Origin of the sequence: Variovorax xiamenensis (assembly GCF_050916385.1) — a bacterium.
GTDB lineage: Bacteria > Pseudomonadota > Gammaproteobacteria > Burkholderiales > Burkholderiaceae_C > Variovorax.
Window position 1 is genome coordinate 3,987,959 of sequence record NZ_CP139038.1, and the last position, 24,373, is coordinate 4,012,331.

Genomic DNA, 24,373 nt, shown 5'->3' on the forward strand with positions numbered 1-24,373 from the left:
GGAGGCACGCCATGGAATCCGCCATCGCCGAGCACCTGAAGTGCCCCCGCACGCGGCACCGCCGCGTGGAAGACGACTACGTGCCGCCCTACCCCGTATGGTCGGCCCGCGCCCCGGTTTCGGTGAAGCAGGTCGTGATGGGCTTCTTCGGCGTGCAGTCGCGCGGCCCCGAGATGCAGGGCCGCGCCTGCGCCGCGCTGATGAAGATCGCGCGCGACTTCGCCCTGCCCGACGGCCCCGGCCATCACGACCTGACGCACTACGTCGACGCGCAAGGCTTCGACAACATGGTCGCCATCGCCTACTGGAGCGACCCTGTCGCGTACGCCCGCTGGTGCGCAACGCCGGCGGTCGACGCCTGGTGGCGCTCCGACGAGCGGCTCACGGAGGGCCTCGGCTACTTCCGCGAGATCGCCTCGCCGCGCGTCGAGCACTTCGAGACCATGTTCAATACGCCCGACCGTTTCGAGGGCGTGGGCGTGGTGATGGGCAGCGTCAGCGGCGAGCTGCAGGAGCACGGCTACTGGGGCTCGATGCGCGACCGCATTCCGCTGTCGCAGACCGATGCGATGGCGCCCTCGGGCACGCGCGCAGTGATCGCGGGCACGCCGGCTCCGGGTCAGCGCGTGCGCATCGCGGGGCACGAGAACATCGCGATGATCCGCTCCGGCCAGGAGTGGAGCGACACCACCGGCCAGGAACGCAAGCTCTACCTGGAAGACATGGAGCCCGTGCTGCGCGAAGGCATGGACTTCCTGCGCGACCAGGGCCTGCCCATCGGCTGCTACAGCAACCGCTACATGCGCTACCTGGACGCGCAAGGCTCGCCGCTGCAGAAGTCGTTCGGCCTGAGCTGGTGGCGTTCGCTGGCCGACATGGAGCGCTGGGCCGAGTCGCACCCGACGCACGTCGCGATCTTCGGCAGCTTCATGCGCTACGTGCAGGCGCTGAACTTCCAGCTGCAGCTGCGCGTGTACCACGAGGTGTCGGTGCTCAAGGCCGACGAGCAGAGCTACGAGTACGTCAACTGCCACGCGGGCAGCGGGCTGATGAACGGACTCGTGCCCTCCTCGGCCTGACCCGGCTCAGGCCGCGAACAGACCCTTGTGCTCGGTGCGCAGCAGCGCCTTCTGCACCTTGCCCATGGCGTTGCGCGGCAGTTCCGGCACCACGAAGCAGCGCTTGGGAATCTTGAAGTTGGCGAGCTTCGACTTCAGCTCCGCCACGATGGCGTCGCCGTCGAGCGCGGCGCCCGCCTTGGGGATGACGATGGCCACGCCCACCTCGCCGAAGTCGGGGTGCGGCACGCCGACCACGGCGCTCTCGGCCACGCCGGCCATCTCGTTGATGTAGCCCTCGATCTCGGCGGGGTACACGTTGTAGCCCCCGCTGATGATCAGGTCCTTGCTGCGCCCGACGATGGTGATGTAGCCGCGGCCGTCGATCTTGCCGACGTCGCCGGTCTTGAAGAAGCCGTCGGCGGTGAACTCCTCCTTCGTCTTCTCGGGCATGCGCCAGTAGCCCGCGAACACGTTGGGGCCGCTGACCTCGATGTTGCCGATCTCGTCGGTGGTGCAGTCACGGCCGCTGTCGTCGCGCACGCGCAGCTGCACGCCAGGCAGCGCGAAGCCGACGGTGCCGCCACGGCGCTCGCCCTGCTCCGGCTTGTAGGGGTTGGAGGTGAGCATCACCGTCTCGCTCATGCCGTAGCGCTCCAGAATCGTGTGACCGGTGCGCTCGCGCCATTCGTCGAAGGTCTCGATGAGCAGCGGCGCCGAGCCCGCGACGAACAGGCGCATGTTGCGCACCGCCTCGCGCGTGAGGCCCGGCTCGGCCAGGAGCCGCACGTACAGCGTGGGCACGCCCATGAACACCGTGGCCTCGGGCAGCTTCTGCGCGACGCGCTGCGGATCGAACTTCGCGAACCACAGGATCTTGCTGCCGTTGAGCAGCGCGCCATGCAGCGCGACGAACAGGCCGTGAACGTGGAAGATGGGCAGCGCGTGGATCAGCACGTCGCCGTCGGTCCAGCCCCAGTAGTCCTTCAGCACCTCGGCGTTCGACAGCAGGTTGCCGTGCGTGAGCATCGCGCCCTTGCTGCGGCCGGTGGTGCCGCTGGTGTAGAGGATGGCGGCCATGTCGTCGGCCTTGCGCTGCGCCGGCACGTGCTGGTCGCTGCACTGGGCGGCCACGTCGAGCAGCGTTCCGGTGCGGTCGTCGTCCAGCGTGAAGACGTGCTTCGTGCCTGCCGCGGTGGCAATGGGCGCGACCCACGACGCATTGCGGCTGGTGCACACCACCACGGCCGGCTCTGCGTTGCCGATGAAGTACTCGATCTCGGCGCTCTGGTAGGCGGTGTTCAGCGGCAGGAACACATAGCCGGCACGCAGCGTGGCGAGATACAGCAGCATCGCCTCGACCGACTTCTCGACCTGCACCGCGATGCGCGCGCCCTTCTCCAGCTTCAGCGCGTCGAGCAGGTTGGCGATCATGGCGCTGGCGCGTTCGACGTCGCGCCAGGAATAGAACAGGCCGTTGTCGGTTTCGACGGCGATGCCGTCGAGGTCGGCGGGAAAGGCCGCGCGCAGGGCGGCGAACAGGTTGGCGTTGGCGGTCTTCTTCATTCGGACGATTGCTTGCTTGGCTTCAGAAATTCGGAGTGCGCTTGGCGAGAAAGGCGGCTATACCCTCGCGGTGTTCCGCAGAATCGGCGTAATCGTAGGCCGTGGCCAGCAGGCCGTGGGCCGAGGGAGCGCCGGCGCGCAGCTCGGCAAAGGTGGCCTTGTGCAGGCGCGCGGCCTGCGGCGAGAGTACGGCAATGCGCGCGGCGTGCGACTGCGCTGCGAGCGCCACCTCGTTGTCGGGCAGCACCTGCAGCAGGAAGCCCGCGTCGTACAGGCGCTGCGCGCCGTGCACGCCGGCCGCCAGCAGCATGTCGCGCGCGAGCACGTCGCCGATGGCGCCATGCACAAGTGCGGCTTCGCGCGGCGCCATCGGGAAACCGAGCTTCGCGATGGGCGCGCCGAACTTCGCGGAAGCGCCGGCCAGGCGGATGTCGCAGCAGCTGGCGATCTCGATGCCCGCACCCATGCAGGCGCCTTCGATCTGCGCGACCAGCGGCAGCGAGCAGTCGAGCATGGCCTGCAGCGCGGCCCAGACCTCGTTCTCGTGAAATTCGCGCAGGCTGGGCTCTTCGAAGCGGAACGACGGGTACTCGGAAATGTCGCCGCCCGCGCAGAAGGCGCCGCCCTCGCCGCGCACGACCACGCAGCGCAAGGCGCTGTCGCCTTCGCTGCGCAAGCCGTCGAACACGGCGCGCAACTCGCGCCACATGGCGCGCGTCATGGCATTGAGGCGCCCCGCGTTCGACAGCGTGACGACCGCGACGGCGCCGTCGCGGCGCAGGGAGATGGAGCTTTCCGTCGTCATTCGAGCTTGGCGCCCGACGCCTTCACCACCGCGGCCCAGCGCTTGATCTCGGCATTCACGAAGCTGCCGTAGGCGGTGGTGGTGAGGTTCGGGATCTCGGAACCGTTCTGGGCCCAGATGCCCTTCAAGTCATCGGTGGCCAGCGCCTTCTTCATGTCGTCGATGGCGCGCGTCTGCGTGTCGGCCGGCGTGCCCTTGGGCGCCCACAGGCCGTACCAGGTGGTCACGGTGTACTCGGGCAGGCCCACCTCGGCGGCGCAGGGCACGTCGGGAAAGGCGGGGTTGCGCTTGGTGCCGGCCACCATCAGCGCCTTGATGCGGCCGCTCTTGATGTGCTGCGCCGAAGAGCCCAGGCCGTCGAACATCAGGTCGACATTGCCCGAGATCAGGTCGGACAGCGCCGGGCCCGCGCCGCGGTACGGAATGTGCGTGATGAAGGTGCCGGTCTGGATCTTGAAGAGCTCGCCCGCCAGGTGGTGCGAGGTGCCCGAGCCGGCCGAGCCGTAGTTGAACTTGCCGGGGTTGCGCTTCACCAGCGCGATGAATTCCTGGATGGTGTTGGCCTGCACCCGCTTGGGGTTGATGACCACCACCTGCGGCACGTTGGCCAGCAGCATCAGCGGCGCGAAGTCCTTCTCGATGTCGTAGTCGAGCTTCGGGTAGATGGACGGCGCGATCGCGTGGTGCACCGCGCCCATGAAGAGCGTGTAGCCGTCGGCCGGCGCCTTGGCGGCGATGCTGGCGCCCAGCGTGCCCCCTGCCCCGCCGCGGTTGTCGATGACCAGCGTCTGCCCCGCGACGCGCGAGAACTGCCCCGAGAGCGGCCGCGCGAATGCGTCCGTGCCGCCACCGGCCGGGAACGGCACGATCATGGTCACGGGCTTCGTCGGCCAGCCCTGCTGGGCCCGCGCGGCGCCGCACAGAACGGCCGCCCCGGCGGCGGCCACGCGCAGTACGTCGCGGCGCTGAAAGCTTGGATTCATTTGTCTCATCTCCTGTGTGTCGTTGTGGATCTTGCCGCCCCGTGCGGCTGCCGGCCATCGGTGCACCGGCTCTTTGCTCTGCTTCGACTTCCTCTTTGACGGACTTCAGCCTTTTTTGAAATACAGGCTCTCGACGTCTCCCGATACTGCCACCTTGCCCTCGGCAAGCCAGGTGCGATGCTTGTCCAGGCGCTTGAGGTCATAGAGGTAGTTGACCATGAGCCCGTAGGACTGCTTGTGCCCCTTGGGCGACGGATCGCCCGCCCAGTTCAGGCGCTCGACGCGCGCTCCGTTGCCCAGGTGGAAGCGCGCCACCGGGTCGGCCGGCGTGCCGTCGACCAATGCACGGCCCAGATATTCGGCGGCCGCCTGAAGCAGCCATTGCCGCAGCGGCGATTTCGCGTCGAAGGTGGCGGCCGCGTCCACCGCCGCGAGCAGGCGCTCGGCGGTCGGCGGCAGCGAGCCGACGAGACGGCCGATCTCGGCCTCGCGCTTCTCGAGGCGCGGCAGCAGGTCGGCAGCGTTCTTCGCGAGCCAGGTGCGGAAACCCGGGATCGGCGAGAGCGTGGCGAAGGTCTTCAGGCGCGGCAGCTCGTCCTGCAGCGTCTCGACCACGCGCTTGATGAGCGAGTCGCCGAAACTCACGCCGCGCAGGCCGTTCTGCGTGTTGCTGATCGAATAGAAGATGGCGGTGGTGGCCCGGGCGGCGGGTACCGGCACGGCAGCCTCGTCGAGCAACGGCGTGATGCCCGCGCTGATGCGGTCGACCAGCGCCACCTCGACGAAGATCAGCGGCTCGTTGGGCAGGCGCGGATGGAAGAAGCCGTAGCAGCGGCGATCGCTGTCGTCGAGCCGGTTCTTCACGTCGGACCAGCTCTTGATGTCGTGCACCGCCTCGTAGCGGATGAGCTTCTCGATCAGCGAGGCCGGCGAATCCCAGTCGATGCGGCGCAGCTCGAGGAAGGCGACGTCGAACCAGGTGGAGAAGAGCTGCTCGAGCTCGGCGTCGAGCGCGAGCAAGCGCTTGTCGGCCTTCAGGCACGGCAGCAGGTCGGCGCGCAGGTCCACCAGAAAGCGCATGCCCTCGGGCTCGACAGCGAAGCGCTGCAGCAGGCGCATGCGCGGCGACACCAGCGCGCGGCGCAAGCGCAGCTCGGCCTGTCCTTCGTCGGGCGTGCCGACGGCTGCCTGGTGCTGGTCGCGGGCGGCCTTGAGCTTTTGCGCATCGGCTGCGAAATGCTCGCTCATGAGCGACCAGTAGTCGCGGCGCTCGTCGGCCGTGGCGGCGCGGTAGGCGTCGGCGATGGCATGCGCGCGGCGGCCGCCCTCGACCTCGCTCACGCGCGGGTCGATTACGGCCTGGAGGTCGGTGAGCACGCGGCGTAGCGCGCGCGGCGACAGGGCCTCGTCGGCCTTGCGCAGCGTGGCCTGCAGGCGCTCGGCTGTCGTGCGCGCACTGGGCTTGGGCGCATTCTTCGGCGCGCTCTTCGCCGCGCCTTCCGGTGCCACCGGCACCTTCGACTTCTCGCCAGAACGCAGTCGCGCCTGGAACCATTCGGTCGCACTCATCGGGGCACTCCAATGCTTGAGGGGGTTGTCACGACATCACCCTGGATTTCTGCTGGCGCGCGACCTCGCGCAGCGCCTCGCGCTGCCGGGTCAGGTGCGTGCGCATGGCGGCGTCGGCACCTTCGCTGTCTCGAGCCTTGAGCGCCGCGAACACGGCCAGGTGCTCCGACAGGCTCTGCTCGAGCCGCCCCGGCGCATGCAGCTGCTGCAGGCGGGCGAGCTTGAGGATCTTGCGCAGGTCGCCGATCACCTGCGCCAGCCACTTGTTGTCGGCCAGCTTGATGATCGCCTCGTGGATGATGTGATTGGTCGCGTAGTAGTCGTTGATGCGCTTCGCCTTCGCGTGGCGCACCAGCCGCTCGTGCAGCGCGTCGAGCTCCTGCAGTTCGGCGTCGCTGGCGTTGCGGGCGGCCTCGTAGGCGCAGCGGCCTTCGAGCAGAGCGATGACGGGAAAGATTTCGTCGAGGTCACGCTCGGTCACCTCGTTGACGAAGCAGCCGCGGCGCGGCTCGTGCCGCAGCAGGCCTTCGGCGGTGAGCACCTTGAGCGCCTCTCGCAGCGGCGTGCGCGAGATGGAAAGCCGCTCGCACAGGGCGATTTCATCGACGAAGCTGCCGGGGGCCAGCGAACCGTCGAAGATCTGCTCGCGCAGCGTGGCGGCGACTTCGTCGTGCAGGGAGTTGGGGACCAGGCGCATGGATCAGGACCGCATAATTTCCTGTAATTACGCGTAATTCTGAGCCTGCATCCGGTCCGATGCAAGTGCCGCGCATCGAATGCGCGGCTGGTAGTTACCCTGAAAACTTAGGGCTCAACGAGCCCTCCGAAGGCTCAGGCGCGGGCGGTGGCTGTCTTGCCGCCGGTGCGGCCGAACCAGAACCACAGCGCGATGCCAGCGACGACCATCGGGATGCTGAGCCACTGCCCCTGGCTCAGGTCGAGCGCGCGCAGGCCCAGGAAGTCGTCGGGTTCGCGGAAGTACTCCGCCACGAAGCGCAGCACGCCGTAGCCGATCAGGAATACCGCGGCCACCTGCCCCTGCTTGCGCTCCTTGCGCGCATAGAGCCACATCACGACGAAGAGCAGCAGCCCCTCGAGCAGGAACTGGTAGACCTGCGAAGGATGGCGCGGCAGCATCGAACCGCTTTGCGGAAACACCATGCCCCAGGGCAGGTCGGGGCTGCTGAAGCGCCCCCACAGCTCGCCGTTGATGAAGTTGCCCACGCGGCCGGCCGCGAGGCCCGTCGGCACGCAGGGTGCTACGAAGTCCATCACCTGCCAGAAAGGACGCTTGCGCGAGTGCGAGAACCACACCATCGCGCCGATCACGCCGAGCAGCCCGCCATGGAAGCTCATGCCGCCCTGCCACACGTAGAGGATCTCGAGCGGATGCGTGAGATAGAACTCGGGCTTGTAGAACAGGCAGTAGCCCAGCCGCCCGCCGACGATGACGCCCATCACGCCGAGGAAAAGAATGTCCTCGATGTCCCGGCGCTGCCACACGCCAGCCCCCACCAGTGTGCGGAAGGGCTCGTGCCGCAGGCGGCGCGTGCCGAGGAAATAGAACAGCGCGAACGCGGCCAGGTAGGTCAGGCCGTACCAGTGGATGGCCACCGGCCCGATTTGCAGGGCGATGGGGTCGATATGCGGATACATGAGCATCCGCGGATTGTGCCCCGGCCCGATGTCACGGCCGGGTCGGGGCTTTTCGGGCCCGCTCAGGCGTGAATCAGCGCCCGAACTTCCACCAGACGAGCCCCGCCACCCCGGCCGGCACCGCGAAGATCAGCAGGAAGATCGGCAGCTCCTCGGCCACCGAGTACCCCGCCTTGATCACGCCCACGGCCATGTTGATGCCCGCGCCGACGAACCACGCCGGAATGAACCACCTGGCCGCCACGGCCAGCGCCGCCGAAGAGCCGTCGCCCAAAAGGCGCCCTGCCAGCAGGAACACCGCCAGCAGCACGAAGCCGCCGCCCATCACCATGATCGTGTGCATGTCGTTCGTCCTCCTCGCGGCATCTTGCCGGATCTGCACGCGGGTCAGCGCGTCGTGTAGCCACCGTTGGCGAAGATCGTCTGGCCGGTGATCCACCAGCCCTCGGTGACGAGGAAGCGCACGATGGGCGCGATGTCCTCGATGTCGGTCAGGCCCTTCTTCGAGAACTTGCTGAGCGCGGCGGCGCTGCTGTGGTACTCGACGGCTTCCTTGCTCTCCTGGCCGTAGAAGAACGGCGTGTCCATGGGGCCGGGGCCGATGGCGTTGACCGAGATGCCGCGCTCGCCGAACTCCTTCGATGCGGCGCGCGTGTAGTGCTCCACCGCCGCCTTCGAGCCCGGGTAGATCGCATAGAACGGCGTGTAGGCCGCCAGCAGCGAGCTCACCAGCGTGACGATGCTGCCACCGTCGGCCATCGTGCGGCCCGCCTGCTGGATGAAGAAGAAGGCGGCCTTGGCGTTGGCGTCGAAGCTCTTGTCGTAGTCGGCCTCGGTGACGTCGAGGATCGGCTTCTTGATGACCACGCCGGCCGTGTTGATGGCGATGTCGACCTGGCCGAAATGCTTCACCGCCTTGTCGAAGAGGCCGACGCAGTTCTCGACCACCGAGAGATCGCCCTGCACCAGCAGCGTGTCGGCGCCCTTGGCCTTGAGCTCGGCGGCTGTCTTCTCGGCATCGGCGCGCGAGGCGTCGCTGTTGTAGTGGATGGCGATGCCGCGGGCACCGCCGTCGACCAGTTGGTGGCTGATGAGGGCGCCGAGGTTCTTGCCGCCGCCGGCGATGACGGCGACCTTGCTCTTGAGCGTACGTGCGGACATGGAATGCTCTCCTTGGTTGAAGCGTGGATGTGTGACTGGAGCGGCCAGTCTATTGATCGGCATCGGGCAGATAAATAGGACATCCAGGGCTAGACTGTTCAGGAATTCACGAACAATCCGACCTTCTTCCCTTCTTCTCTCCCCCATGGACCGCATCGACCTCCTCCAGGTCTTCGTACGCGTAGCCGAAACCGGCAGCTTCACGCGCGCCGCCGACCGCCTGGGCCTGCCGCGCGCGAGCGTCACCACGGCGGTGCAGCAGCTCGAAACCCGCCTGGGCTCGCGCCTGCTGCACAGGACCACGCGCCGCGTCGGCCTCACGCCCGACGGCGAAGTGACGCTGGAGCGCGCCCGCGCGCTGGTGGCCGACATGGAGGACATGGAGCAGCAGTTCCTGCCCGCGCGCGGCCAGGTGAGCGGCCGCCTGAAGGTCGACGTGCCCAGCCGCATCGCGCGACTGCTGATCGCGCCGGCTCTTCCGGATTTCTTCGCGCTGCATCCGGCCATCGAGCTCGAACTCGGCTCCAGCGACCGCGCCGTGGACCTCGTGCTCGAAGGCATCGACTGCGCGCTGCGCGTAGGCCCCCTGGCCAGCAGCAGCCTGGTGGCGCGGCCCCTGGGGCACTTCACGCTGATCAACTGCGCGAGCCCGGCCTATCTCGAGCGCCACGGCACGCCGCGCACGCCGGCCGACCTGCCGGAGCACATCGCCGTCAACTACGCCTCCCCGACCAGCGGCCGCGCCGCGCCGTGGGAATGGCTGCGCGACGGCGAGATCGCGACACTGCGCATGCGAAGCCAGGTGGCTGCGAACAACGCCGAGACCTACATCGCCTGCGCGCTGGCCGGCCTGGGCCTCATCCAGATTCCAGCCTACGACGTGCGCGAGCACCTCGCTGCCGGCGAGCTGGTCGAGGTGCTGCCCGATGCCCGCGCCGAGCCGCTGCCCGTGCAGCTGGTGTATCCGCACCGGCGCAACCTGTCGCGGCGCATGCAGGCCTTTGCGGGCTGGCTCGAAACGGTGCTGGCCGATTCGCTCGACCGGCCTGCGGCATCGGCATCCGGCCGGCCGCGCAAAGCGCGCTGAAGCGGCGGCTGCAGGCCTCGCTCAGGGCTTCGTGCGGTCCGCGCGACCGTAGGGCACGCTGCGGATGAACCTGAACTTACCGTCGCGCAGTTCGTAGAACTCCACCACGTCCTTGCCGCTGCTGTTCGAGCTGTCGATGTCGCCCGCCTGCACCAGCAGCCGGCTCGACAGCTTGTAGATGAGCTCCTGCCCGTCTTCCTTCTCGTACTGCGGCTTCAGCGGATAGACGCTCATCAGCGCGTTCGGCATGCTGATGGCATGGCCGGTGCTCGCGTCGATCACTGCCCCCACGTTGCAACCGCCCGTGCCGCAGCCCCAGCGCGTGACGATGTAGCGCCCGGCGAAACTGGGCTTGCCGCTGGCGATCGCCTCGCGCAGCCGGGTGCGATAGCTGCGGGCGAAATCGCTGTCGAGCACGAGCGGGTGGTTCTTTCCGGTGTACGGCGCGTCGGCCGGATAGTCCCTGAACTGCGGGACGGCAGGTGGCGTGGGCGGGGTTGGCGTTGTCTGCGCCATGGCAGCCGCGCTGCACAGCAGCGCCAGCAAGGCAGATCGCATCTTCGTCTTCATTCGGCTCCCTCTTCTGTGTTCTTCGGATTGGCGCCCCGCTCGCGCACGAAGGCGATGAAGCGGGCAAGCGCCGGACTGACCGCGCCCTCGGGCCACACCAGGCTGGTCTCGCAGGCAGGCAGCAGGGGCGTATTGCGTCGTCGCGCGGCCGGCGCGAACTCGGAAGCACGCCGGTACACCACTCCCGCGCGGCGGAACTGCGTGACGCTCTCGGGCACCCAGGCCACGCCGATGCCGCCCGAGACGAGGTTCACGATGGTCTGCATCTGGATCGCCTCCTGCCCGAGCTGAGGCGTACGGCCGGCCGCGTGATACAGGTCGAAGATGGCGTCGTGCAGCGAAGGCACGATGCGGCGCGGAAAGATCACCAGCGGCTCGGCCAGCACGTCCGCCAGGAGCAGCCTGTCGGTTCGCGCGAGGGCATGCCGCTCGGGCAGCGCCAGCACCAAAGGCTCCTCCGACACGGCGAGGCGCGCGAGCCCCGGCGGCGCGGCGCCGGGCGAGTGCAGCATCAGCCCGGCGTCGATCTCGCCGCGCGCGAAGGCTTCGAGCTGCACGTCGCCGGTGGCTTCGACAAGTTCCAGCGCCACCTCGGGGCACAGCACGCGGAACTCGCGCACCCAGGCAGGCAACTGCTCGAAGCCCACGGTCGAGACGAAGCCGATCCGCACCCGCCCCACCTGCCCCGCCGCTGCCGCACGGGCCCGTGCCGGGAGAGCCTGCGCGCGCGCCAGCAATTCGCGCACGTCGGGCAACAGCGCCTCGCCGGCAGGCGTGAGCGCCACGCGTCGGCGGGTGCGGTCGAACAGCACCACGCCCAGCGTCTTCTCGAGCTGCGCGATGGCCTGGGTGACCGGCGGCTGGGTCATGTGCAGCCGCAGCGCGGCGCGGCCGAAGTGCAGCTCTTCGGCCACAGCGACGAACTGGCGCCAGGCGCGCAGGTCGATCAGTGCTTCATTCATATGCCGAGCATATCAATCAACGATTGAAAATGGATTGGAAGCAATCAATCAGAAGTCCGATACTTGGGCTCCCCGATCTCCCCACGACTGAAGAGACACCATGGACACCAAGCCAATCCAGATCAACCGCCGCAGCGCCAACATCGTCGAAGGCAAGAGCCGCGCCCCCAACCGCTCGATGTTCTACGCCATGGGCTACGAGGAAGGCGACTTCAAGAAGCCGATGGTCGGCGTCGCCAACGGCCACAGCACCATCACGCCCTGCAACTCGGGCCTGCAGAAGCTGGCCGACGCGGCCATCGCAGGCATCGAGGAAGCCGGCGGCAACGCGCAGGTGTTCGGCACCCCCACCATTTCCGACGGCATGGCCATGGGCACCGAGGGCATGAAGTACTCGCTGGTCAGCCGCGAAGTCATCTCGGACTGCATCGAGACCTGCGTTGGCGGCCAGTGGATGGACGGCGTGCTGGTCGTCGGCGGCTGCGACAAGAACATGCCCGGCGGCCTCATGGGCATGCTGCGCGCCAACGTGCCGGCCATCTACGTGTACGGCGGCACCATCCTCCCGGGGCGCTACAAGGGCCAGGACCTGAACATCGTGAGCGTGTTCGAGGCCGTGGGCCAGAACGCGGCCGGCAACATGAGCGACGAAGACCTGCTCGAGATCGAGAAGCGCGCCATTCCCGGCACCGGCTCCTGCGGCGGCATGTACACGGCGAACACCATGTCGAGCGCATTCGAGGCGCTGGGCATCTCGCTGCCCTACTCGTCGACCATGGCCAACCCGCACGACGAGAAGGCCAACTCGGCCAAGGAATCGGCCAAGGTGCTGATCGAGGCGATCAAGAAGGACCTGAAGCCGCGCGACATCGTGACCAAGAAGGCCATCGAGAACGCCGTGGCCGTCATCATGGCCACCGGCGGCTCGACCAACGCGGTGCTGCACTTCCTGGCCATCGCGCACGCAGCGGGCGTGGAATGGACCATCGACGACTTCGAGCGCATGCGCAAGAAGGTCCCGGTCATCTGCGACCTGAAGCCCTCGGGCAAGTACCTCGCGGTCGACCTGCACCAGGCCGGCGGCATCCCGCAGGTCATGAAGGTGCTGCTGAACGCGGGCCTGCTGCATGGCGACTGCATCACCATCAGCGGCCAGACCATCGCCGAAGTGCTGAAGGACGTGCCCGACGTGCCGCGCGCCGACCAGGACGTGATCCGCCCCATCGACAACCCGATGTACGACGAAGGCCACCTCGCCATCCTGAAGGGCAACCTGTCGCCCGAAGGCGCGGTCGCCAAGATCACCGGCCTGAAGAATCCGGTCATCACCGGCCCGGCCCGTGTGTTCGACGACGAGCAGTCGGCGCTGAAGGCCATCCTCGACGGCAAGATCAAGGCCGGCGACGTGATGGTGCTGCGCTACCTCGGCCCCAAGGGCGGCCCGGGCATGCCCGAGATGCTGGCGCCGACCGGCGCACTGATCGGCGCAGGCCTCGGCGAGAGCGTCGGCCTCATCACCGACGGCCGCTTCTCCGGCGGCACCTGGGGCATGGTGGTCGGCCACGTGGCTCCCGAAGCGGCTGCCGGCGGCACCATCGCCTTCGTGAACGAGGGCGACTCGATCACCATCGACGCGCACCAGCTCAAGCTCGAACTGAACGTGCCCGAAGCCGAGATCGCCAAGCGCCGCGAAGGCTGGAAGGCACCGGCTCCGCGCTACACGCGCGGCGTGCAGGCCAAGTTCGCGTTCAACGCCTCGAGCGCCAGCTCGGGCGCCGTGCTAGACAAGTTCTGAGATCGTTGAAGTCGGTCAGGCCATCATCCACGCGCCGTAGCCGAAGGCAATGAAGCCGAGGCCCACGATCGCGAGGATGCTGCGCGACTGGAAATCCATCGCCGGCGGCAGGCTTTGCACGAGGAAGTGCAGCATGGCGCCGGCGCCGATGGTCATGAAGCCCGCGCCGAACTGCTTCATCGGGCTCGGATCCGGGTAGAGGAACACGAGCGCGAAGCCGGCCAGGAAAACGAGGTTGGCCAGCACGGTGCCGAGCGTGCGCCATCGCTTCTGACCGGGCGTGGGTTCGCGTATCTGCGGCCGCGTGTAGGCGCCCTGCCTTTCGCGCGCGTCCTGCCGCGCCATGCCGATGAAGAACAGGCCGAACATCGCGGGAAAGGCACCGAAGATGCCGAGACCCCAGACGCCGCCCCACATGTTCTGGAAATCGGCCACCAGTGCCTGCGAGGGGTCGGCCACGCGGTATCGCACCTCTACCGGATCGCCCCACTCCTTGTCCGAGAGTCCGCCGCCAAGCCCCTTGACGCGGCGCTTCTGGCCATCGGGCGTGACGTACTCGACGACGGGCGCGCGCGACACCGTGACGCGGCCCTTGCTGTCCTTGCTCTGCTCATCGACGAACTCGACAAGACTGCCCTGCACGCTGACGGTGCCGGCGATCGACTGGTAGCGGCTCCAGCCGAGGGAGGCCGCACCATAGAGGCCGGCGCAGCCGATGAGCAACGCGCCGACGCCCACACCCCAGAAGAAATTCTTGCGCCACCCTACGAGCCCGCCGATGGCCGGACCGAGCAGCAGCGAAAGCCCGAAGACGATCAGCGCGCGGGTGGTGGCTTCCTCGTCCATGGCACGTCTGCGTGTTGCATCCGGTGCGAGGACTTCGGCCCGAGGGAGAAGCGGCTCAGCGGCGCGGGCGCTGCCCGTTGCTGGTCTTCATGCCCATGTTGTTCTTCTGGCGGTCGATGCGCGCCTGCTTGCGGCGGTCTTCCCGCTCGACCACCTTGCGCTTCGTGTAGCCCGACGAATCGGCCCAGGCCCACCAGGCAACCGCCATGGCGAACGGCGAGAGCACGATCCACCAGCTCCAGCCGGCGACCATGCCGACTTCGAAATATTTGAGGGCCAGCGCAAGCAGGCCCAAGCCGAGAAACCACATCGCGAATCCCTCAGGGTTGTATTGGCACCGCATCCGTACGCCGTGCACGGTGCTGCCTAAAATCGCGTTGAGTCGAATGTAACTCAGCCCTTACCAATTACATCCCCATGAAAAGAGTCTTGTTGTCGGCAGCCCTGGGCCTCGGCCTTGCCGGAGCCGCCGCGCCCGCCCTCGCCGACCTGGCGCTGGCGACCTCGAAGAACTGCATGAGCTGCCACGCGGTCGAGCGCAAGGTGCTCGGCCCGTCGTTCAAGGACGTGGCCGCCAAGTACAAGGACGACAAGGGTGCCGTCGACACCCTCGCGAGCAAGATCATGAAGGGCGGCTCCGGCGTATGGGGGCCGGTGCCCATGCCGGCGAACAACCAGGTCAGCGAAGCCGACGCCAAGAAGCTCGCCGCCTGGGTGCTGTCGACGAAGTAGGCCCCGGAGGCCTCAGGCCTGCGGATTGATGTCCGCGGGCACCGGCCGGCGCTCGATGCGGTCCTCGAGCTGGCCGATGTGCGCGGCCATGGTGTTGTCGGTCTGGTCCGAACGCAGGCGGATGGCCGTTTCGAGCTGCTCCAGCCGCGCCAGCACCGCCGACTGGCGATCGGCGTTCTGCGCCATGTGCTTGTTCTCCTGCGCCTCCAGGAAGTTGCGCAGTTCGGTGAAGCGCGACGCCTCCGCCTTGTCGGCCAGGTCGCGCTGGGCCTGCATTTCCTTGGTGTGGCGCTTGGTATCGATCAGCACCGAGCTGTGCAGGTACAGCACGTAGACGAGGAAGAAGGCGGCCAGCACCGTGGTCAGCCCGAGCATGATCAGGCCCAGCGGGGCCGACACGGTCATGAAGCCCAGCCACACGTCGGTGGGCGTGGACAGCGTGCCCCAGTTGAGCGCGGCGAGCGCCACGATCAGCAGCACGACGACGAAAAGAAAAGCGGATCTCACGCCCATTGGAGGCCTCCTTCGACAAGATCGAACACATGGGAAACCCGCGCGCTTCGAGGCGCGCGGTGATCCGATGGTTTTACCTCAGCGAAGAGCCCCGTTCGGCGCAAATGGCCGCATTAACGGCCACGTCCTACAGCACTACTGCTCAGTTGGTCTGAGACAGCTGCTCCAGGATCGCCGGGTTCTCGAGCGTCGAAGTGTCCTGCGTGATCGCCTCGCCCTTGGCGATGCTGCGCAGCAGGCGGCGCATGATCTTGCCGCTGCGGGTCTTGGGCAGGTTGTCGCCGAAGCGGATGTCCTTGGGCTTGGCGATCGGGCCGATTTCCTTGGCGACCCAGTTGCGCAGCTCGTTGGCGATCTGCTTGGCTTCTTCACCGGTCGGGCGTGCGCGCTTAAGCACGACGAAGGCGCACACCGCCTCGCCGGTCACGTCGTCGGGGCGGCCCACCACTGCGGCTTCGGCCACGAGGTCGGTCTTGGCGACCAGCGCCGATTCGATTTCCATGGTGCCCAGGCGGTGGCCCGACACGTTCAGCACGTCGTCGATGCGGCCGGTGATGCGGAAGTAGCCGCGGTCGGCGCTGCGCACCGCGCCGTCGCCGGCGAGATAGATCGTGCCGCCCATCTCCTCGGGGAAGTAGCTCTTCTTGAAGCGCTCGGGGTCGTTCCAGATCGTCCGGATCATCGAGGGCCACGGCCGCTTGATGACCAGCATGCCGCCGGCGCCGTTGGGCAGGTCCTTACCCGTCTCGTCGACGATGGCGGCCATGATGCCCGGCAGCGGCAGCGTGCACGAGCCCGGCACCAGCGGCGTGGCGCCCGGCAGCGGCGTGATGACGTGGCCGCCGGTCTCGGTCTGCCAGAAGGTGTCGACGATGGGGCAGCGCTCGCCGCCCACATTGCGGTGGTACCACATCCATGCCTCGGGATTGATCGGCTCGCCGACCGAACCCAGGATGCGCAGGCTGGTGAGGTCCCAGTTCTTCGGATGCACTTTCTCGTCGCCGTCGGCCGCCTTGATGAGCGAGCGGATCGCGGTGGGCGCCGTGTAGAACACCGACACCTTGTGCTTCTCGATCATCTGCCAGAAGCGGCCCGCGTGCGGGAAGGTGGGGATGCCCTCGAACACCACCTGCGTCGCGCCGGCCGCGAGCGGGCCGTAGGCGACGTAGGTGTGGCCGGTGATCCAGCCGATGTCGGCCGTGCACCAGAACACGTCTTCGGAACGGATGTCGAAAGTCCAGTCCATCGTGAGCTTCGCCCACAGCAGGTAGCCGCCGGTGGAGTGCTGCACGCCCTTGGGCTTGCCGGTGGAACCGGAGGTGTAGAGGATGAAGAGCGGATGCTCGGCATTGACCGGCACGGGCGCGCATTCGGTGCCCTGCCCCTTCAGTGCTTCGGTGAAGCTGATGTCGCGGCCCTCGACGCGATTCCACGCGGTCGGCGTGCGCTCGTACACGAACACGGTCTTGATCGACTCGCAGCCGCCGAGCGCGATGCCGTCGTCCACGATGGCCTTCAGCGGCAGTTCCTTGCCGCCGCGCAGCTGGTAGTTGGCGGTGATGACGGCCACCGCGCCCGCGTCGATGATGCGCTCCTGCAGCGCCTTGGCCGAGAAGCCGCCGAACACCACGCTGTGGGTGGCGCCGATGCGCGCGCAGGCCTGCATGGCGACCACGCCCTCAATGGTCATCGGCATGTAGACGATGACGCGGTCACCCTTCTTGATGCCGCGCGCCTTCAGCGCATTGGCGAACTGGCTCACGCGGGCGAGCAGTTCCTTGTAGGTGACCTTGGTGACCGTGCCGTCGTCGGCTTCGAAGACGATGGCGGTCTTGTTCTCGACCGGGGTGCCGATATGCCGGTCGAGACAGTTGGCGCTGGCGTTGAGTTCGCCGTCGCCGAACCACTGGTAGAACGGCGCGTTCGATTCGTCGAGGGTCTTGGTGAAAGGCTTGGTCCAGTTCAGGTTGTCCTTGGCCAGGCGGGTCCAGAATCCGTCGAAGTCCTGTTCGGCCTCCTTGCACAGGGCCTCGTAGGCAGCCATGCCGGAAATGCGCGCGCCCTGTGTGGCGCGGGCGTCGGGGGGGAACACGCGGTTCTCGACCAGGACGGATTCAATGTTCTTCGATGCGCTGCTGCTCATGCTCTTTGTCTCCAGGATGGGTGCGGCCGTAATGTCGACGGGCCCACTTACGGGTCACTGACGGGTCCGATGTTAGAGCCTGTTCGATAGCCCTCTCGGGGTTATCACGAGTGCGTCACTGGGACACCCCTAGAATTCCCGGTCCTCCACAACCGCCCTGCCGATGTCCGCTCCCGATCCTTTCGACACCCGGAACCCGCCCGTACCGCGCCGTGGTTCGCCGCTTCGCCCCCTGCCCAAGCTGATCTTCGCGAGCCGCTGGCTGCAGCTTCCGCTGTACCTGGGCCTGATCGTGGCGCAGGCCGTGTACGTGGTGCACTTCCTGGTCGAGCTGCTGCACCTGGTGGAGGCTGCATTCGGCAGCAAGGAAGCGCTGAACGCGCTGATCACCAGCATCGGCTACAAGACCACCGCGCCGGTCGGCACGCTGAACGAGACGGTCATCATGCTGGTGGTGCTCGCGCTCATCGACGTGGTGATGATCTCCAACCTGCTCATCATGGTGATCGTGGGCGGCTACGAAACCTTCGTGAGCCGCATGGACCTCGAAGGCCACCGCGACCAGCCCGAGTGGCTGAGCCACGTGAACGCCTCGGTGCTCAAGGTGAAGCTGGCCACCGCCATCATCGGCATCAGCTCCATCCACCTGCTGAAGACCTTCATCAACGCGGACAACTACACCGACCGCGTGCTGATCGCGCAGACCGTGATCCACATCGCGTTCCTGTTCTCGGCGATGGCCATCGCCTACACCGACCGGCTGATGGCGCCTGCCCATCCGCCGGCAGACCCGCACTGAGTTCCTAACCCCGATCCTGGCCGGCCTGCGATGCAATGTCCCAGGCCGGCGGGTCGGTGAAGCGCGCAGCCAGGAAGTCGAGCATCGTGCGCAGCGTGGCCGGCATGTGCTTGCGCGAGGCATACACCGCGTACATGCCCACCACCTGCGGCTCGAAATCCCCGAAGAGCCGCACAAGTTCGCCGGACTGCAGCAGTTGGCATGTGAGATAGGTCGGCAGCATCGCAATGCCGGCCCCTGCCCTCGCCAGGTACATCAGGCTCGCAGCATCGTTGGTCGACACGTTGCCACCCACGGCCACGGAGACCGGCTCCCCGCTCTCCTTGCGCGTGAAGTTCCAGAGGCTGCGCCCGAAGTACGAGTGCGTGAGGCAGTTGCGCTGCGCCAGCTCCTCCACGCTCGACGGCCTGCCGTGCTCCTTCAGGTAGGCCGGTGAAGCGCACACCACCGAGCGGCAATCCGTAAGCCGCCGCGCGATCAGGTTCGGGTCGATCTCCGCCGCCACGCGGATCGCGAGGTCGATGCGCTCGTCGACGAGGTTCACCGCGCGGTCCAGCAGTACCAGGTCGACCGCCACGCCCGGATAGAGCCGCACGTACTCGGCCATTGCGTCGGCCAGTTGGGCCTGCGCGAACGATGTGCTGGCCGTGATGCGTAGCTGCCCGCGCGGCGCCTCGGCCGGATGCCGCACCGCCGCCTGCATGTCGCCCGCGAGCTCCAGCACCTGGCGACAGCGCGGCAGCAGCTCCTCGCCGGCGGCCGTGAGGCTCAGGCGGCGCGTCGTGCGGTGCAGCAGACGCGCGCCGGTCCATTGCTCCAGCTCGGCCACGTAGCGCGTGACCACCGGGCGGGACATGTCGAGCTTGTCGGCGGCGGCGGAAAGGCTGCCCGAATCGACCACCGTCACGAACACGCGCATTGCATTCAATCGGTCCATTCGAACGATTTTAGGAATAAACAAGCGCGCAAATCGAGGTATTTCTTTCGAAACCAGAAACCTAAGATGCGGTTCATCCCTTCCGATCTTTCACAGGAGTCACCATGAGCCACATCGCCATCATCGGCGCCACCGGACGCGCCGGCAGCCAGCTTCTCGAAGAGGCACTGCGCCGCGGCCACACCGTCACCGCCATCGCCCGCAAGGCCAGCGCAAAGCTGGCGGGCCGCGCCAACGTGAAGGCCGTCGACCTCGACGTGCTCGACGGCGCCGCCCTCGAGAAGACGCTGGCCGGCCACGACGCCGTGTTCAGCGCCGCGCACTTCGCCACCGTGCCTCCGGCGGCCATCATCGAGCCGACCAAGCGCGCCGGCGTGAAGCGCCTGCTGGTGGTCGGCGGCGCGGGCAGCCTGTTCGCGGCGCCCGGCCTGAAGGTGATCGACACGCCCAACTTCCCCGACGCATACCGCGCCGAAGCCTCGGCCGGCGGCGTGTTCCTGGACACGCTGCGCAGCGAGAAGGACCTGGACTGGACCTTCCTTTCGCCCTCCGCCGAATTCGTCGAAGGCGAGCGCACCGGCAAGTTCCGCCTGGGCAACAACGACCTGCTCGTGAGCGCCGAAGGCCGCAGCTGGATCAGCTTCGCGGACTACGCGATCGCGTTCATCGACGAACTGGAAAAGCCGGCTCACTCGCGCCAGCGCTACACCATCGGCTACTGAGTCGCAGGCAACAACAAAAAAAGGACCCTCACGGGTCCTTTTTTTGCTTGAGCCGGCCGGATCAGCGACCAGTCATGTTCTCCGGCACCACCCACTGGTCGAATTGCTCGGCCGTCAGGTGGCCCGAGGCGATCGCCGCCTCGCGCAGGCTGGAACCTTCCTTGTGCGCCTTCTTGGCGATGAAGGCGGCCTTGTCGTAGCCGATGTGCGTGTTCAGCGCCGTCACCAGCATCAGCGAACGCTGCACCAGCTCCGTGATGCGCTCGCGGTTGGGCTCGATGCCCACGGCGCAGTGGTCGTTGAAGCTCACCATGCCGTCGGCCAGCAGGCGCACGCTCTGCAGGAAGTTGTGCGCCACCATCGGGCGGAACACGTTCAGCTCGAAGTTGCCCGAGGCGCCGCCGATGTTGATGGCGACGTCGTTGCCGAACACCTGCGCGGCCAGCATCGTCACGGCTTCGCTCTGCGTCGGGTTGACCTTGCCCGGCATGATCGACGAGCCCGGCTCGTTCTCGGGGATGCTCAGTTCGCCGATGCCGCTGCGCGGGCCGCTGGCGAGCCAGCGCACGTCGTTGGCGATCTTGTTCATGCTGGCGGCGAGCGTCTTCAAAGCACCGTGGGCGTGCACCAGCGCATCGACGCTGGCCATGGCCTCGAACTTGTTCGGCGCGGTCACGAAGGGCAGGCCCGTGAGCTTCGCCAGCTCGGCCGCCACCTGCTCCGCATAGCCCTTGGGCGCGTTGAGGCCGGTGCCGACGGCCGTGCCGCCCAGCGCCAGTTCGCACAGGTGCGGCAGCGCGGCGCGCACGTGCGCCTCACCGTGCGCCAGTTGCGCGACGTAGCCCGAGAACTCCTGGCCCAGCGTGAGGGGCGTGGCATCCTGCAGGTGGGTGCGGCCGATCTTCACGATGTCGGCGAAGTCCTTGGACTTCTGCTCCAGCGTGGCGCGCAGCTTGCCGATGGCCGGCAGCAGCTTGTGCGTGATGGCCTCGACTGCCGCCACGTGCATGGCGGTCGGGAACACGTCGTTGCTCGACTGGCTGCGGTTCACGTCGTCGTTGGGGTGAACGAGGCGGCCCTCGCCGCGCTCGCCGCCGAGGATCTCGCTGGCGCGGTTGGCCAGCACCTCGTTGACGTTCATGTTGCTCTGCGTGCCCGAGCCGGTCTGCCAGACCACCAGCGGGAACTCGCCCGGATGCTTGCCGGCGATGACTTCGTCGGCAGCGGCCACGATGGCGCCGGTCTTCTTTTCGTCCTGCAGGCCCAGCGCGTTGTTGACCACCGCGGAAGCGCGCTTGACCTGAGCCAGCGCCTTGATGATCTCGCGCGGCTGCTGCTCGCCGGAGATGTCGAAGTTCTGCAGCGAGCGCTGCGTCTGCGCGCCCCACAGCTTGTCGGCCGGCACGTCGATCGGTCCGAAGGTATCGCGCTCGGCACGGGTCTTGGGGGAAGTCGTCATGAGAAAAAGCTCCGCAGGATCATGAAAGGTCGCGCCGCTTTCCGGCGCGCTTCGGAGTATCGCCCCAATGAGAGTAGCTCTCATCTGACGAGGGCATTGCGCCGCCGCCGACAGAGGCGCCCAGCCGCTCGCCTTGACCTCATCATGTCAAAAAGTTATAATCGACAGCTTCTGACGACCAACTAGTCATGATGATGACACCGTTGGTCAAGCCTTCACTACTCGCGGATCTCCGAATCCCGTCGCGGTGCAAGGTGCTCCCGCCGGGCACTGCCCGGCAAACCGGCCGGATCTTTCCAGCCCCATTGCCACGTCAAGCTCATCCAGTCGGCGCCCCTCGACCAGGCCCGTCGCGCTGCGAATGAAGCATCCGGCGGGCACTGGCTTCGTCGCCCTGTCGTCTTCAGTGCCTGTCGGCAGCCCCTCCATCTGACGGGCTGGGGCGTGGTCGCGTCGCCCTTTCTGAGCTTTCGGAGGGTGGCGATCTGTCAACCCTTCACCCAAGGAGCCCCGACGTATGGCCAAAGGAATTCTCATCGACCATGTCTTCAAGGTGTTCGGCGACGAGCCCGAACAAGCACTGGAGCTGGTCCGGCAAGGACTTTCCAAGAAGGAGATCCTGGCGCGCACCGGCCAGTCGATCGGCGTGTTCGACGCCACCTTCGAGATCCAGGCCGGAGAAATCTTCGTCATCATGGGCCTCTCGGGCTCGGGCAAATCGACGCTGGTGCGGCTGCTGAACCGCCTCATCGAGCCGACCGCGGGCCGCATCGTGATCGACGGTGCCGACATCAACGAGCACTCCGACGTCAAGCTGCGCGCGCTGCGCCGCAAGGACATCAGCATGGTGTTCCAGTCGTTCGCGCTGATGCCGCACATGACGGTGCGCGAGAACACCGCCTTCGGCCTCGAGCTCTCGGGCACCGGCAAGAAGGAACGCCTCGCGCAGGCCGACAAGGCGCTCGCCCAGGTGGGACTGGCCGGCTGGGGCGACAGCTACCCCGACGAGCTCTCCGGCGGCATGCAGCAGCGCGTGGGCCTGGCGCGCGCGCTGGCCTCCGACCCGTCGATCCTGCTGATGGACGAGGCCTTCTCGGCGCTCGACCCGATCATCCGCACCGAGATGCAGTCGGAGCTGCTGCGCCTGCAGCAGGAGCAGCGCCGCACCATCGTCTTCATCTCGCACGACCTCGACGAGGCCATGCGTATCGGCGACCGCATCGCGATCATGAAGGACGGCCAGGTGATCCAGGTCGGCACGCCCGACGAGATCCTGCGCAGCCCCGCCAACGACTACGTGCGCAGCTTCGTGCGCGGCGTGGACGCGGCGGCCGTGTTCAAGGCCGGCGACATCGCGCGCAAGCAGCTCACCGTGGTCTGCGAGCACCCCGAGCGCGGTGCGCGCGCGGCGCTCAAGCAGCTGGAAGACCAGGACCGCGACTTCGCCTACGTGACCAGCCCCAACAGGCGCTACCTGGGCACCGTGTCGGCCGACACGCTGCGCGCCGCGCTCGACGGGCATTCCGGCCCGCTGGGCCTGCGCCACGCCTTCCTGAACGACCTCGGCACCATCGACGCCGATGCGCCCGTGGCCGGCCTCTTCGGCCAGGTGGCCCAGGCGCCGTGCGCGATGCCGGTGGTCGCGGCCGACGGCCGCTTCTGCGGCGCGATCAGCAAGACAACGCTGCTGAAGTTCCTCGACCGCGACACGCCGCCGATCGACCCGGCGCACCAGCCCCAGCAACCCGCTGCCGCAGCCGCCATCTGAACGAACTCGAAGGACACAACCGATGAACGACACCGCACTGCCCTCCGAACTCGCACCGCTGAACGACGCCGCGACGATGCTGGCGACGCCCGCCCCTGCCCCCACTCCGGTCGACCCGTGGGAAGCCCTGTCCGCCGCGCCCGACGCCTCCGCGACCAGCGCCTGGCTCGACGCACCCGCGCAGCTCGACACCGCCCACCAGCTGGCCGGCAACGCCGATGCCGCCACCAACGGCTTCCAGTTGCACCGCCTCTGGGACGGCTCGCTTCCGATCGAATCGTGGATCAACAGCGGCCTGGGCTGGGTGGTCGAGCACTTCCGCCCTTTCTTCCAGACAGTGCGACTACCCATCGACAGCACGCTCAACTGGGTGCAGAGCCTGCTCACCGGCCTGCCGACGCTCGCGATGATCGCGCTCATCGGCCTGCTGGCCTGGCAGTTCGCCGGCCGCGCGCTGGCCATCGGCACCACGGTGGCGCTGCTGCTGGTGGCCATGCTGGGCATCTGGCCCGAGGCGATGGTGACGCTGTCGCTGGTGCTGACCTCGCTGGTCTTCTGCATGGTGATCGGCCTGCCGCTGGGCGTGCTGCTGGCCAGCAGCGACCGGGCGCAGCGGGTCATGCGACCGGTGCTCGACGCGATGCAGACCACGCCGGCCTTCGTTTACCTGGTCCCGGTGGTGATGCTGTTCGGCATCGGCAACGTGCCGGGCGTGATCGTCACGATCATCTTCGCGCTGGCACCGCTGGTGCGCCTGACCAACCTCGGCCTGCGCCAGGTGCGCCCCGACCTGATCGAGGCCGCGCGCGCCTATGGCGCCTCGCCGTGGCAGATGCTGGTGAAGGTGCAGCTGCCGCTGGCCATGCCCTCGATCATGGCGGGCATCAACCAGGCGCTGATGCTGTCGCTGTCGATGGTGGTCATCGCCTCGATGATCGCCGTGGGCGGCCTGGGCCAGATGGTGCTGCGCGGCATCGGCCGGCTCGACATGGGCCTGGCGACCGTGGGCGGCCTGGGCATCGTGCTGCTGGCGATCTCGCTGGACCGCCTGACGCAGGCCATGGGCAAGTCGCGCCGCGCTGGCGGCCGCCGCTGGTGGCACACGGGGCCGGTGGGCCTCGCACTGCGGACGCTGCAGCGCGCCGTGGCACCCGGCCGCGCCGACGCCGAGCCGGCGCCCGCCCTTTCCGCCCAGGCCCGATGAACGGAGGACCCCGCCACATGAACAGCACGAACAAGAAG

Annotated in this window: 24 protein-coding genes; 8 read left to right on the forward strand and 16 right to left on the reverse strand. The window is 67.6% G+C overall.

Features of this window, described 5'->3' with window-relative positions; genetic code table 11:
• Positions 1–11: 11 nt before the first annotated feature.
• Complete coding sequence (locus tag SFB74_RS18170) at positions 12–1,079, forward strand: phenylacetaldoxime dehydratase family protein (protein ID WP_432725622.1); 1,068 nt, start codon at positions 12–14, stop codon at positions 1,077–1,079.
• A 6-nt stretch (positions 1,080–1,085) separates the two neighbouring features.
• Here SFB74_RS18170 and SFB74_RS18175 read toward each other — a convergent pair whose 3' ends face one another.
• The 8 genes from SFB74_RS18175 to SFB74_RS18210 form a co-directional block, all read right to left on the reverse strand.
• Positions 1,086–2,624 carry a malonate--CoA ligase gene (locus SFB74_RS18175; protein ID WP_432725624.1) on the reverse strand — a complete coding sequence of 513 codons (1,539 nt, stop codon included), beginning with the start codon at positions 2,622–2,624 and terminating at the stop codon, positions 1,086–1,088.
• Between the two features lie 22 nt (positions 2,625–2,646).
• Entirely contained in the window at positions 2,647–3,429 is a 783-nt protein-coding gene (locus SFB74_RS18180; protein ID WP_432725625.1) for an enoyl-CoA hydratase/isomerase family protein, read from the reverse strand.
• Entirely contained in the window at positions 3,426–4,412 is a 987-nt protein-coding gene (locus SFB74_RS18185) for a Bug family tripartite tricarboxylate transporter substrate binding protein (RefSeq protein ID WP_093202509.1), read from the reverse strand. Before SFB74_RS18185 ends, SFB74_RS18180 begins: the two co-directional genes overlap by 4 nt.
• A gap of 105 nt (positions 4,413–4,517) precedes the next feature.
• Complete coding sequence (locus SFB74_RS18190; protein ID WP_432725627.1) at positions 4,518–5,981, reverse strand: malonyl-CoA decarboxylase; 1,464 nt, start codon at positions 5,979–5,981, stop codon at positions 4,518–4,520.
• Between the two features lie 28 nt (positions 5,982–6,009).
• Positions 6,010–6,678, reverse strand: a complete 669-nt coding sequence (locus SFB74_RS18195; protein ID WP_093202514.1) for a GntR family transcriptional regulator — start codon at positions 6,676–6,678, stop codon at positions 6,010–6,012.
• Between the two features lie 134 nt (positions 6,679–6,812).
• Positions 6,813–7,643 (reverse strand): prolipoprotein diacylglyceryl transferase, encoded by an 831-nt coding sequence (lgt, locus tag SFB74_RS18200; RefSeq protein WP_432725628.1) that lies wholly within the window; start codon positions 7,641–7,643, stop codon positions 6,813–6,815.
• A 67-nt stretch (positions 7,644–7,710) separates the two neighbouring features.
• Positions 7,711–7,980 carry a hypothetical protein gene (locus SFB74_RS18205; protein ID WP_432725629.1) on the reverse strand — a complete coding sequence of 90 codons (270 nt, stop codon included), beginning with the start codon at positions 7,978–7,980 and terminating at the stop codon, positions 7,711–7,713.
• 44 nt (positions 7,981–8,024) lie between these two features.
• A complete protein-coding gene (locus SFB74_RS18210) occupies positions 8,025–8,798 on the reverse strand; it encodes an SDR family oxidoreductase (protein WP_432725630.1) in 774 nt (257 codons plus the stop codon).
• A gap of 145 nt (positions 8,799–8,943) precedes the next feature.
• Here SFB74_RS18210 and SFB74_RS18215 point away from each other — a divergent pair, with 145 nt between their 5' ends.
• On the forward strand, positions 8,944–9,885 hold the full coding sequence (locus SFB74_RS18215; RefSeq protein ID WP_432725632.1) for a LysR family transcriptional regulator: 942 nt from the start codon (positions 8,944–8,946) through the stop codon (positions 9,883–9,885).
• 21 nt (positions 9,886–9,906) lie between these two features.
• On the opposite strand, the gene SFB74_RS18220 is transcribed toward SFB74_RS18215, so the two are convergent.
• A complete protein-coding gene (locus tag SFB74_RS18220) occupies positions 9,907–10,455 on the reverse strand; it encodes a hypothetical protein (RefSeq protein ID WP_432725634.1) in 549 nt (182 codons plus the stop codon).
• Entirely contained in the window at positions 10,452–11,417 is a 966-nt protein-coding gene (locus tag SFB74_RS18225; protein ID WP_432725636.1) for a LysR family transcriptional regulator, read from the reverse strand. The genes SFB74_RS18220 and SFB74_RS18225 overlap by 4 nt, the downstream gene beginning before the upstream one ends.
• A gap of 100 nt (positions 11,418–11,517) precedes the next feature.
• Here SFB74_RS18225 and ilvD point away from each other — a divergent pair, with 100 nt between their 5' ends.
• Positions 11,518–13,212 carry a dihydroxy-acid dehydratase gene (ilvD, locus tag SFB74_RS18230; protein ID WP_432725637.1) on the forward strand — a complete coding sequence of 565 codons (1,695 nt, stop codon included), beginning with the start codon at positions 11,518–11,520 and terminating at the stop codon, positions 13,210–13,212.
• Between the two features lie 15 nt (positions 13,213–13,227).
• Here ilvD and SFB74_RS18235 read toward each other — a convergent pair whose 3' ends face one another.
• A complete protein-coding gene (locus tag SFB74_RS18235; protein WP_432725638.1) occupies positions 13,228–14,058 on the reverse strand; it encodes a DUF3592 domain-containing protein in 831 nt (276 codons plus the stop codon).
• Between the two features lie 55 nt (positions 14,059–14,113).
• Positions 14,114–14,368 (reverse strand): TIGR04438 family Trp-rich protein, encoded by a 255-nt coding sequence (locus SFB74_RS18240; protein WP_432725639.1) that lies wholly within the window; start codon positions 14,366–14,368, stop codon positions 14,114–14,116.
• 107 nt (positions 14,369–14,475) lie between these two features.
• Here SFB74_RS18240 and SFB74_RS18245 point away from each other — a divergent pair, with 107 nt between their 5' ends.
• Complete coding sequence (locus SFB74_RS18245) at positions 14,476–14,790, forward strand: c-type cytochrome (RefSeq protein WP_093202538.1); 315 nt, start codon at positions 14,476–14,478, stop codon at positions 14,788–14,790.
• 12 nt (positions 14,791–14,802) lie between these two features.
• Here SFB74_RS18245 and SFB74_RS18250 read toward each other — a convergent pair whose 3' ends face one another.
• Together SFB74_RS18250 and acs are read right to left on the reverse strand one after the other, a co-directional pair.
• Complete coding sequence (locus SFB74_RS18250) at positions 14,803–15,303, reverse strand: LapA family protein (protein ID WP_432725640.1); 501 nt, start codon at positions 15,301–15,303, stop codon at positions 14,803–14,805.
• Between the two features lie 142 nt (positions 15,304–15,445).
• The gene (gene acs, locus SFB74_RS18255; RefSeq protein ID WP_432725641.1) at positions 15,446–17,446 is read right to left on the reverse strand and encodes an acetate--CoA ligase; all 2,001 of its coding nucleotides are present in this window, start codon (positions 17,444–17,446) and stop codon (positions 15,446–15,448) included.
• Between the two features lie 163 nt (positions 17,447–17,609).
• Between acs and SFB74_RS18260 the strand changes: the two genes are divergently transcribed.
• Complete coding sequence (locus tag SFB74_RS18260) at positions 17,610–18,245, forward strand: YqhA family protein (RefSeq protein WP_432725642.1); 636 nt, start codon at positions 17,610–17,612, stop codon at positions 18,243–18,245.
• A gap of 4 nt (positions 18,246–18,249) precedes the next feature.
• Here the strand turns inward: SFB74_RS18260 and SFB74_RS18265 are convergent, their stop codons facing one another.
• Complete coding sequence (locus SFB74_RS18265; RefSeq protein WP_432725644.1) at positions 18,250–19,182, reverse strand: LysR family transcriptional regulator; 933 nt, start codon at positions 19,180–19,182, stop codon at positions 18,250–18,252.
• Between the two features lie 104 nt (positions 19,183–19,286).
• Between SFB74_RS18265 and SFB74_RS18270 the strand changes: the two genes are divergently transcribed.
• Positions 19,287–19,904: an NAD(P)-dependent oxidoreductase gene (locus tag SFB74_RS18270; RefSeq protein ID WP_432725645.1), complete on the forward strand. Its 618-nt coding sequence runs from the start codon at positions 19,287–19,289 to the stop codon at positions 19,902–19,904.
• 61 nt (positions 19,905–19,965) lie between these two features.
• Here SFB74_RS18270 and fumC read toward each other — a convergent pair whose 3' ends face one another.
• Positions 19,966–21,363, reverse strand: coding sequence for a class II fumarate hydratase (gene fumC, locus SFB74_RS18275; RefSeq protein WP_093202553.1), 1,398 nt, complete (start codon positions 21,361–21,363; stop codon positions 19,966–19,968).
• 517 nt (positions 21,364–21,880) lie between these two features.
• Between fumC and proV the strand changes: the two genes are divergently transcribed.
• Positions 21,881–23,131 (forward strand): glycine betaine/L-proline ABC transporter ATP-binding protein ProV, encoded by a 1,251-nt coding sequence (gene proV / locus SFB74_RS18280; protein ID WP_432725646.1) that lies wholly within the window; start codon positions 21,881–21,883, stop codon positions 23,129–23,131.
• A 22-nt stretch (positions 23,132–23,153) separates the two neighbouring features.
• Complete coding sequence (gene proW, locus SFB74_RS18285) at positions 23,154–24,335, forward strand: glycine betaine/L-proline ABC transporter permease ProW (protein ID WP_432725648.1); 1,182 nt, start codon at positions 23,154–23,156, stop codon at positions 24,333–24,335.
• Positions 24,336–24,373 lie beyond the last annotated feature (38 nt).

Bases quoted from the DNA above. Each gene is read 5' to 3' on its own strand.
- SFB74_RS18170 (WP_432725622.1), top strand. From the start codon at position 12: ATGGAATCCGCCATCGCCGAGCACCTGAAGTGCCCCCGCACGCGGCAC.
- SFB74_RS18175 (WP_432725624.1), bottom strand. From the start codon at position 2,624: ATGAAGAAGACCGCCAACGCCAACCTGTTCGCCGCCCTGCGCGCGGCC.
- SFB74_RS18180 (WP_432725625.1), bottom strand. From the start codon at position 3,429: ATGACGACGGAAAGCTCCATCTCCCTGCGCCGCGACGGCGCCGTCGCG.
- SFB74_RS18185 (WP_093202509.1), bottom strand. From the start codon at position 4,412: ATGAATCCAAGCTTTCAGCGCCGCGACGTACTGCGCGTGGCCGCCGCC.
- SFB74_RS18190 (WP_432725627.1), bottom strand. From the start codon at position 5,981: ATGAGTGCGACCGAATGGTTCCAGGCGCGACTGCGTTCTGGCGAGAAG.
- SFB74_RS18195 (WP_093202514.1), bottom strand. From the start codon at position 6,678: ATGCGCCTGGTCCCCAACTCCCTGCACGACGAAGTCGCCGCCACGCTG.
- lgt (WP_432725628.1), bottom strand. From the start codon at position 7,643: ATGCTCATGTATCCGCATATCGACCCCATCGCCCTGCAAATCGGGCCG.
- SFB74_RS18205 (WP_432725629.1), bottom strand. From the start codon at position 7,980: ATGCACACGATCATGGTGATGGGCGGCGGCTTCGTGCTGCTGGCGGTG.
- SFB74_RS18210 (WP_432725630.1), bottom strand. From the start codon at position 8,798: ATGTCCGCACGTACGCTCAAGAGCAAGGTCGCCGTCATCGCCGGCGGC.
- SFB74_RS18215 (WP_432725632.1), top strand. From the start codon at position 8,944: ATGGACCGCATCGACCTCCTCCAGGTCTTCGTACGCGTAGCCGAAACC.
- SFB74_RS18220 (WP_432725634.1), bottom strand. From the start codon at position 10,455: ATGAAGACGAAGATGCGATCTGCCTTGCTGGCGCTGCTGTGCAGCGCG.
- SFB74_RS18225 (WP_432725636.1), bottom strand. From the start codon at position 11,417: ATGAATGAAGCACTGATCGACCTGCGCGCCTGGCGCCAGTTCGTCGCT.
- ilvD (WP_432725637.1), top strand. From the start codon at position 11,518: ATGGACACCAAGCCAATCCAGATCAACCGCCGCAGCGCCAACATCGTC.
- SFB74_RS18235 (WP_432725638.1), bottom strand. From the start codon at position 14,058: ATGGACGAGGAAGCCACCACCCGCGCGCTGATCGTCTTCGGGCTTTCG.
- SFB74_RS18240 (WP_432725639.1), bottom strand. From the start codon at position 14,368: ATGTGGTTTCTCGGCTTGGGCCTGCTTGCGCTGGCCCTCAAATATTTC.
- SFB74_RS18245 (WP_093202538.1), top strand. From the start codon at position 14,476: ATGAAAAGAGTCTTGTTGTCGGCAGCCCTGGGCCTCGGCCTTGCCGGA.
- SFB74_RS18250 (WP_432725640.1), bottom strand. From the start codon at position 15,303: ATGGGCGTGAGATCCGCTTTTCTTTTCGTCGTCGTGCTGCTGATCGTG.
- acs (WP_432725641.1), bottom strand. From the start codon at position 17,446: ATGAGCAGCAGCGCATCGAAGAACATTGAATCCGTCCTGGTCGAGAAC.
- SFB74_RS18260 (WP_432725642.1), top strand. From the start codon at position 17,610: ATGTCCGCTCCCGATCCTTTCGACACCCGGAACCCGCCCGTACCGCGC.
- SFB74_RS18265 (WP_432725644.1), bottom strand. From the start codon at position 19,182: ATGGACCGATTGAATGCAATGCGCGTGTTCGTGACGGTGGTCGATTCG.
- SFB74_RS18270 (WP_432725645.1), top strand. From the start codon at position 19,287: ATGAGCCACATCGCCATCATCGGCGCCACCGGACGCGCCGGCAGCCAG.
- fumC (WP_093202553.1), bottom strand. From the start codon at position 21,363: ATGACGACTTCCCCCAAGACCCGTGCCGAGCGCGATACCTTCGGACCG.
- proV (WP_432725646.1), top strand. From the start codon at position 21,881: ATGGCCAAAGGAATTCTCATCGACCATGTCTTCAAGGTGTTCGGCGAC.
- proW (WP_432725648.1), top strand. From the start codon at position 23,154: ATGAACGACACCGCACTGCCCTCCGAACTCGCACCGCTGAACGACGCC.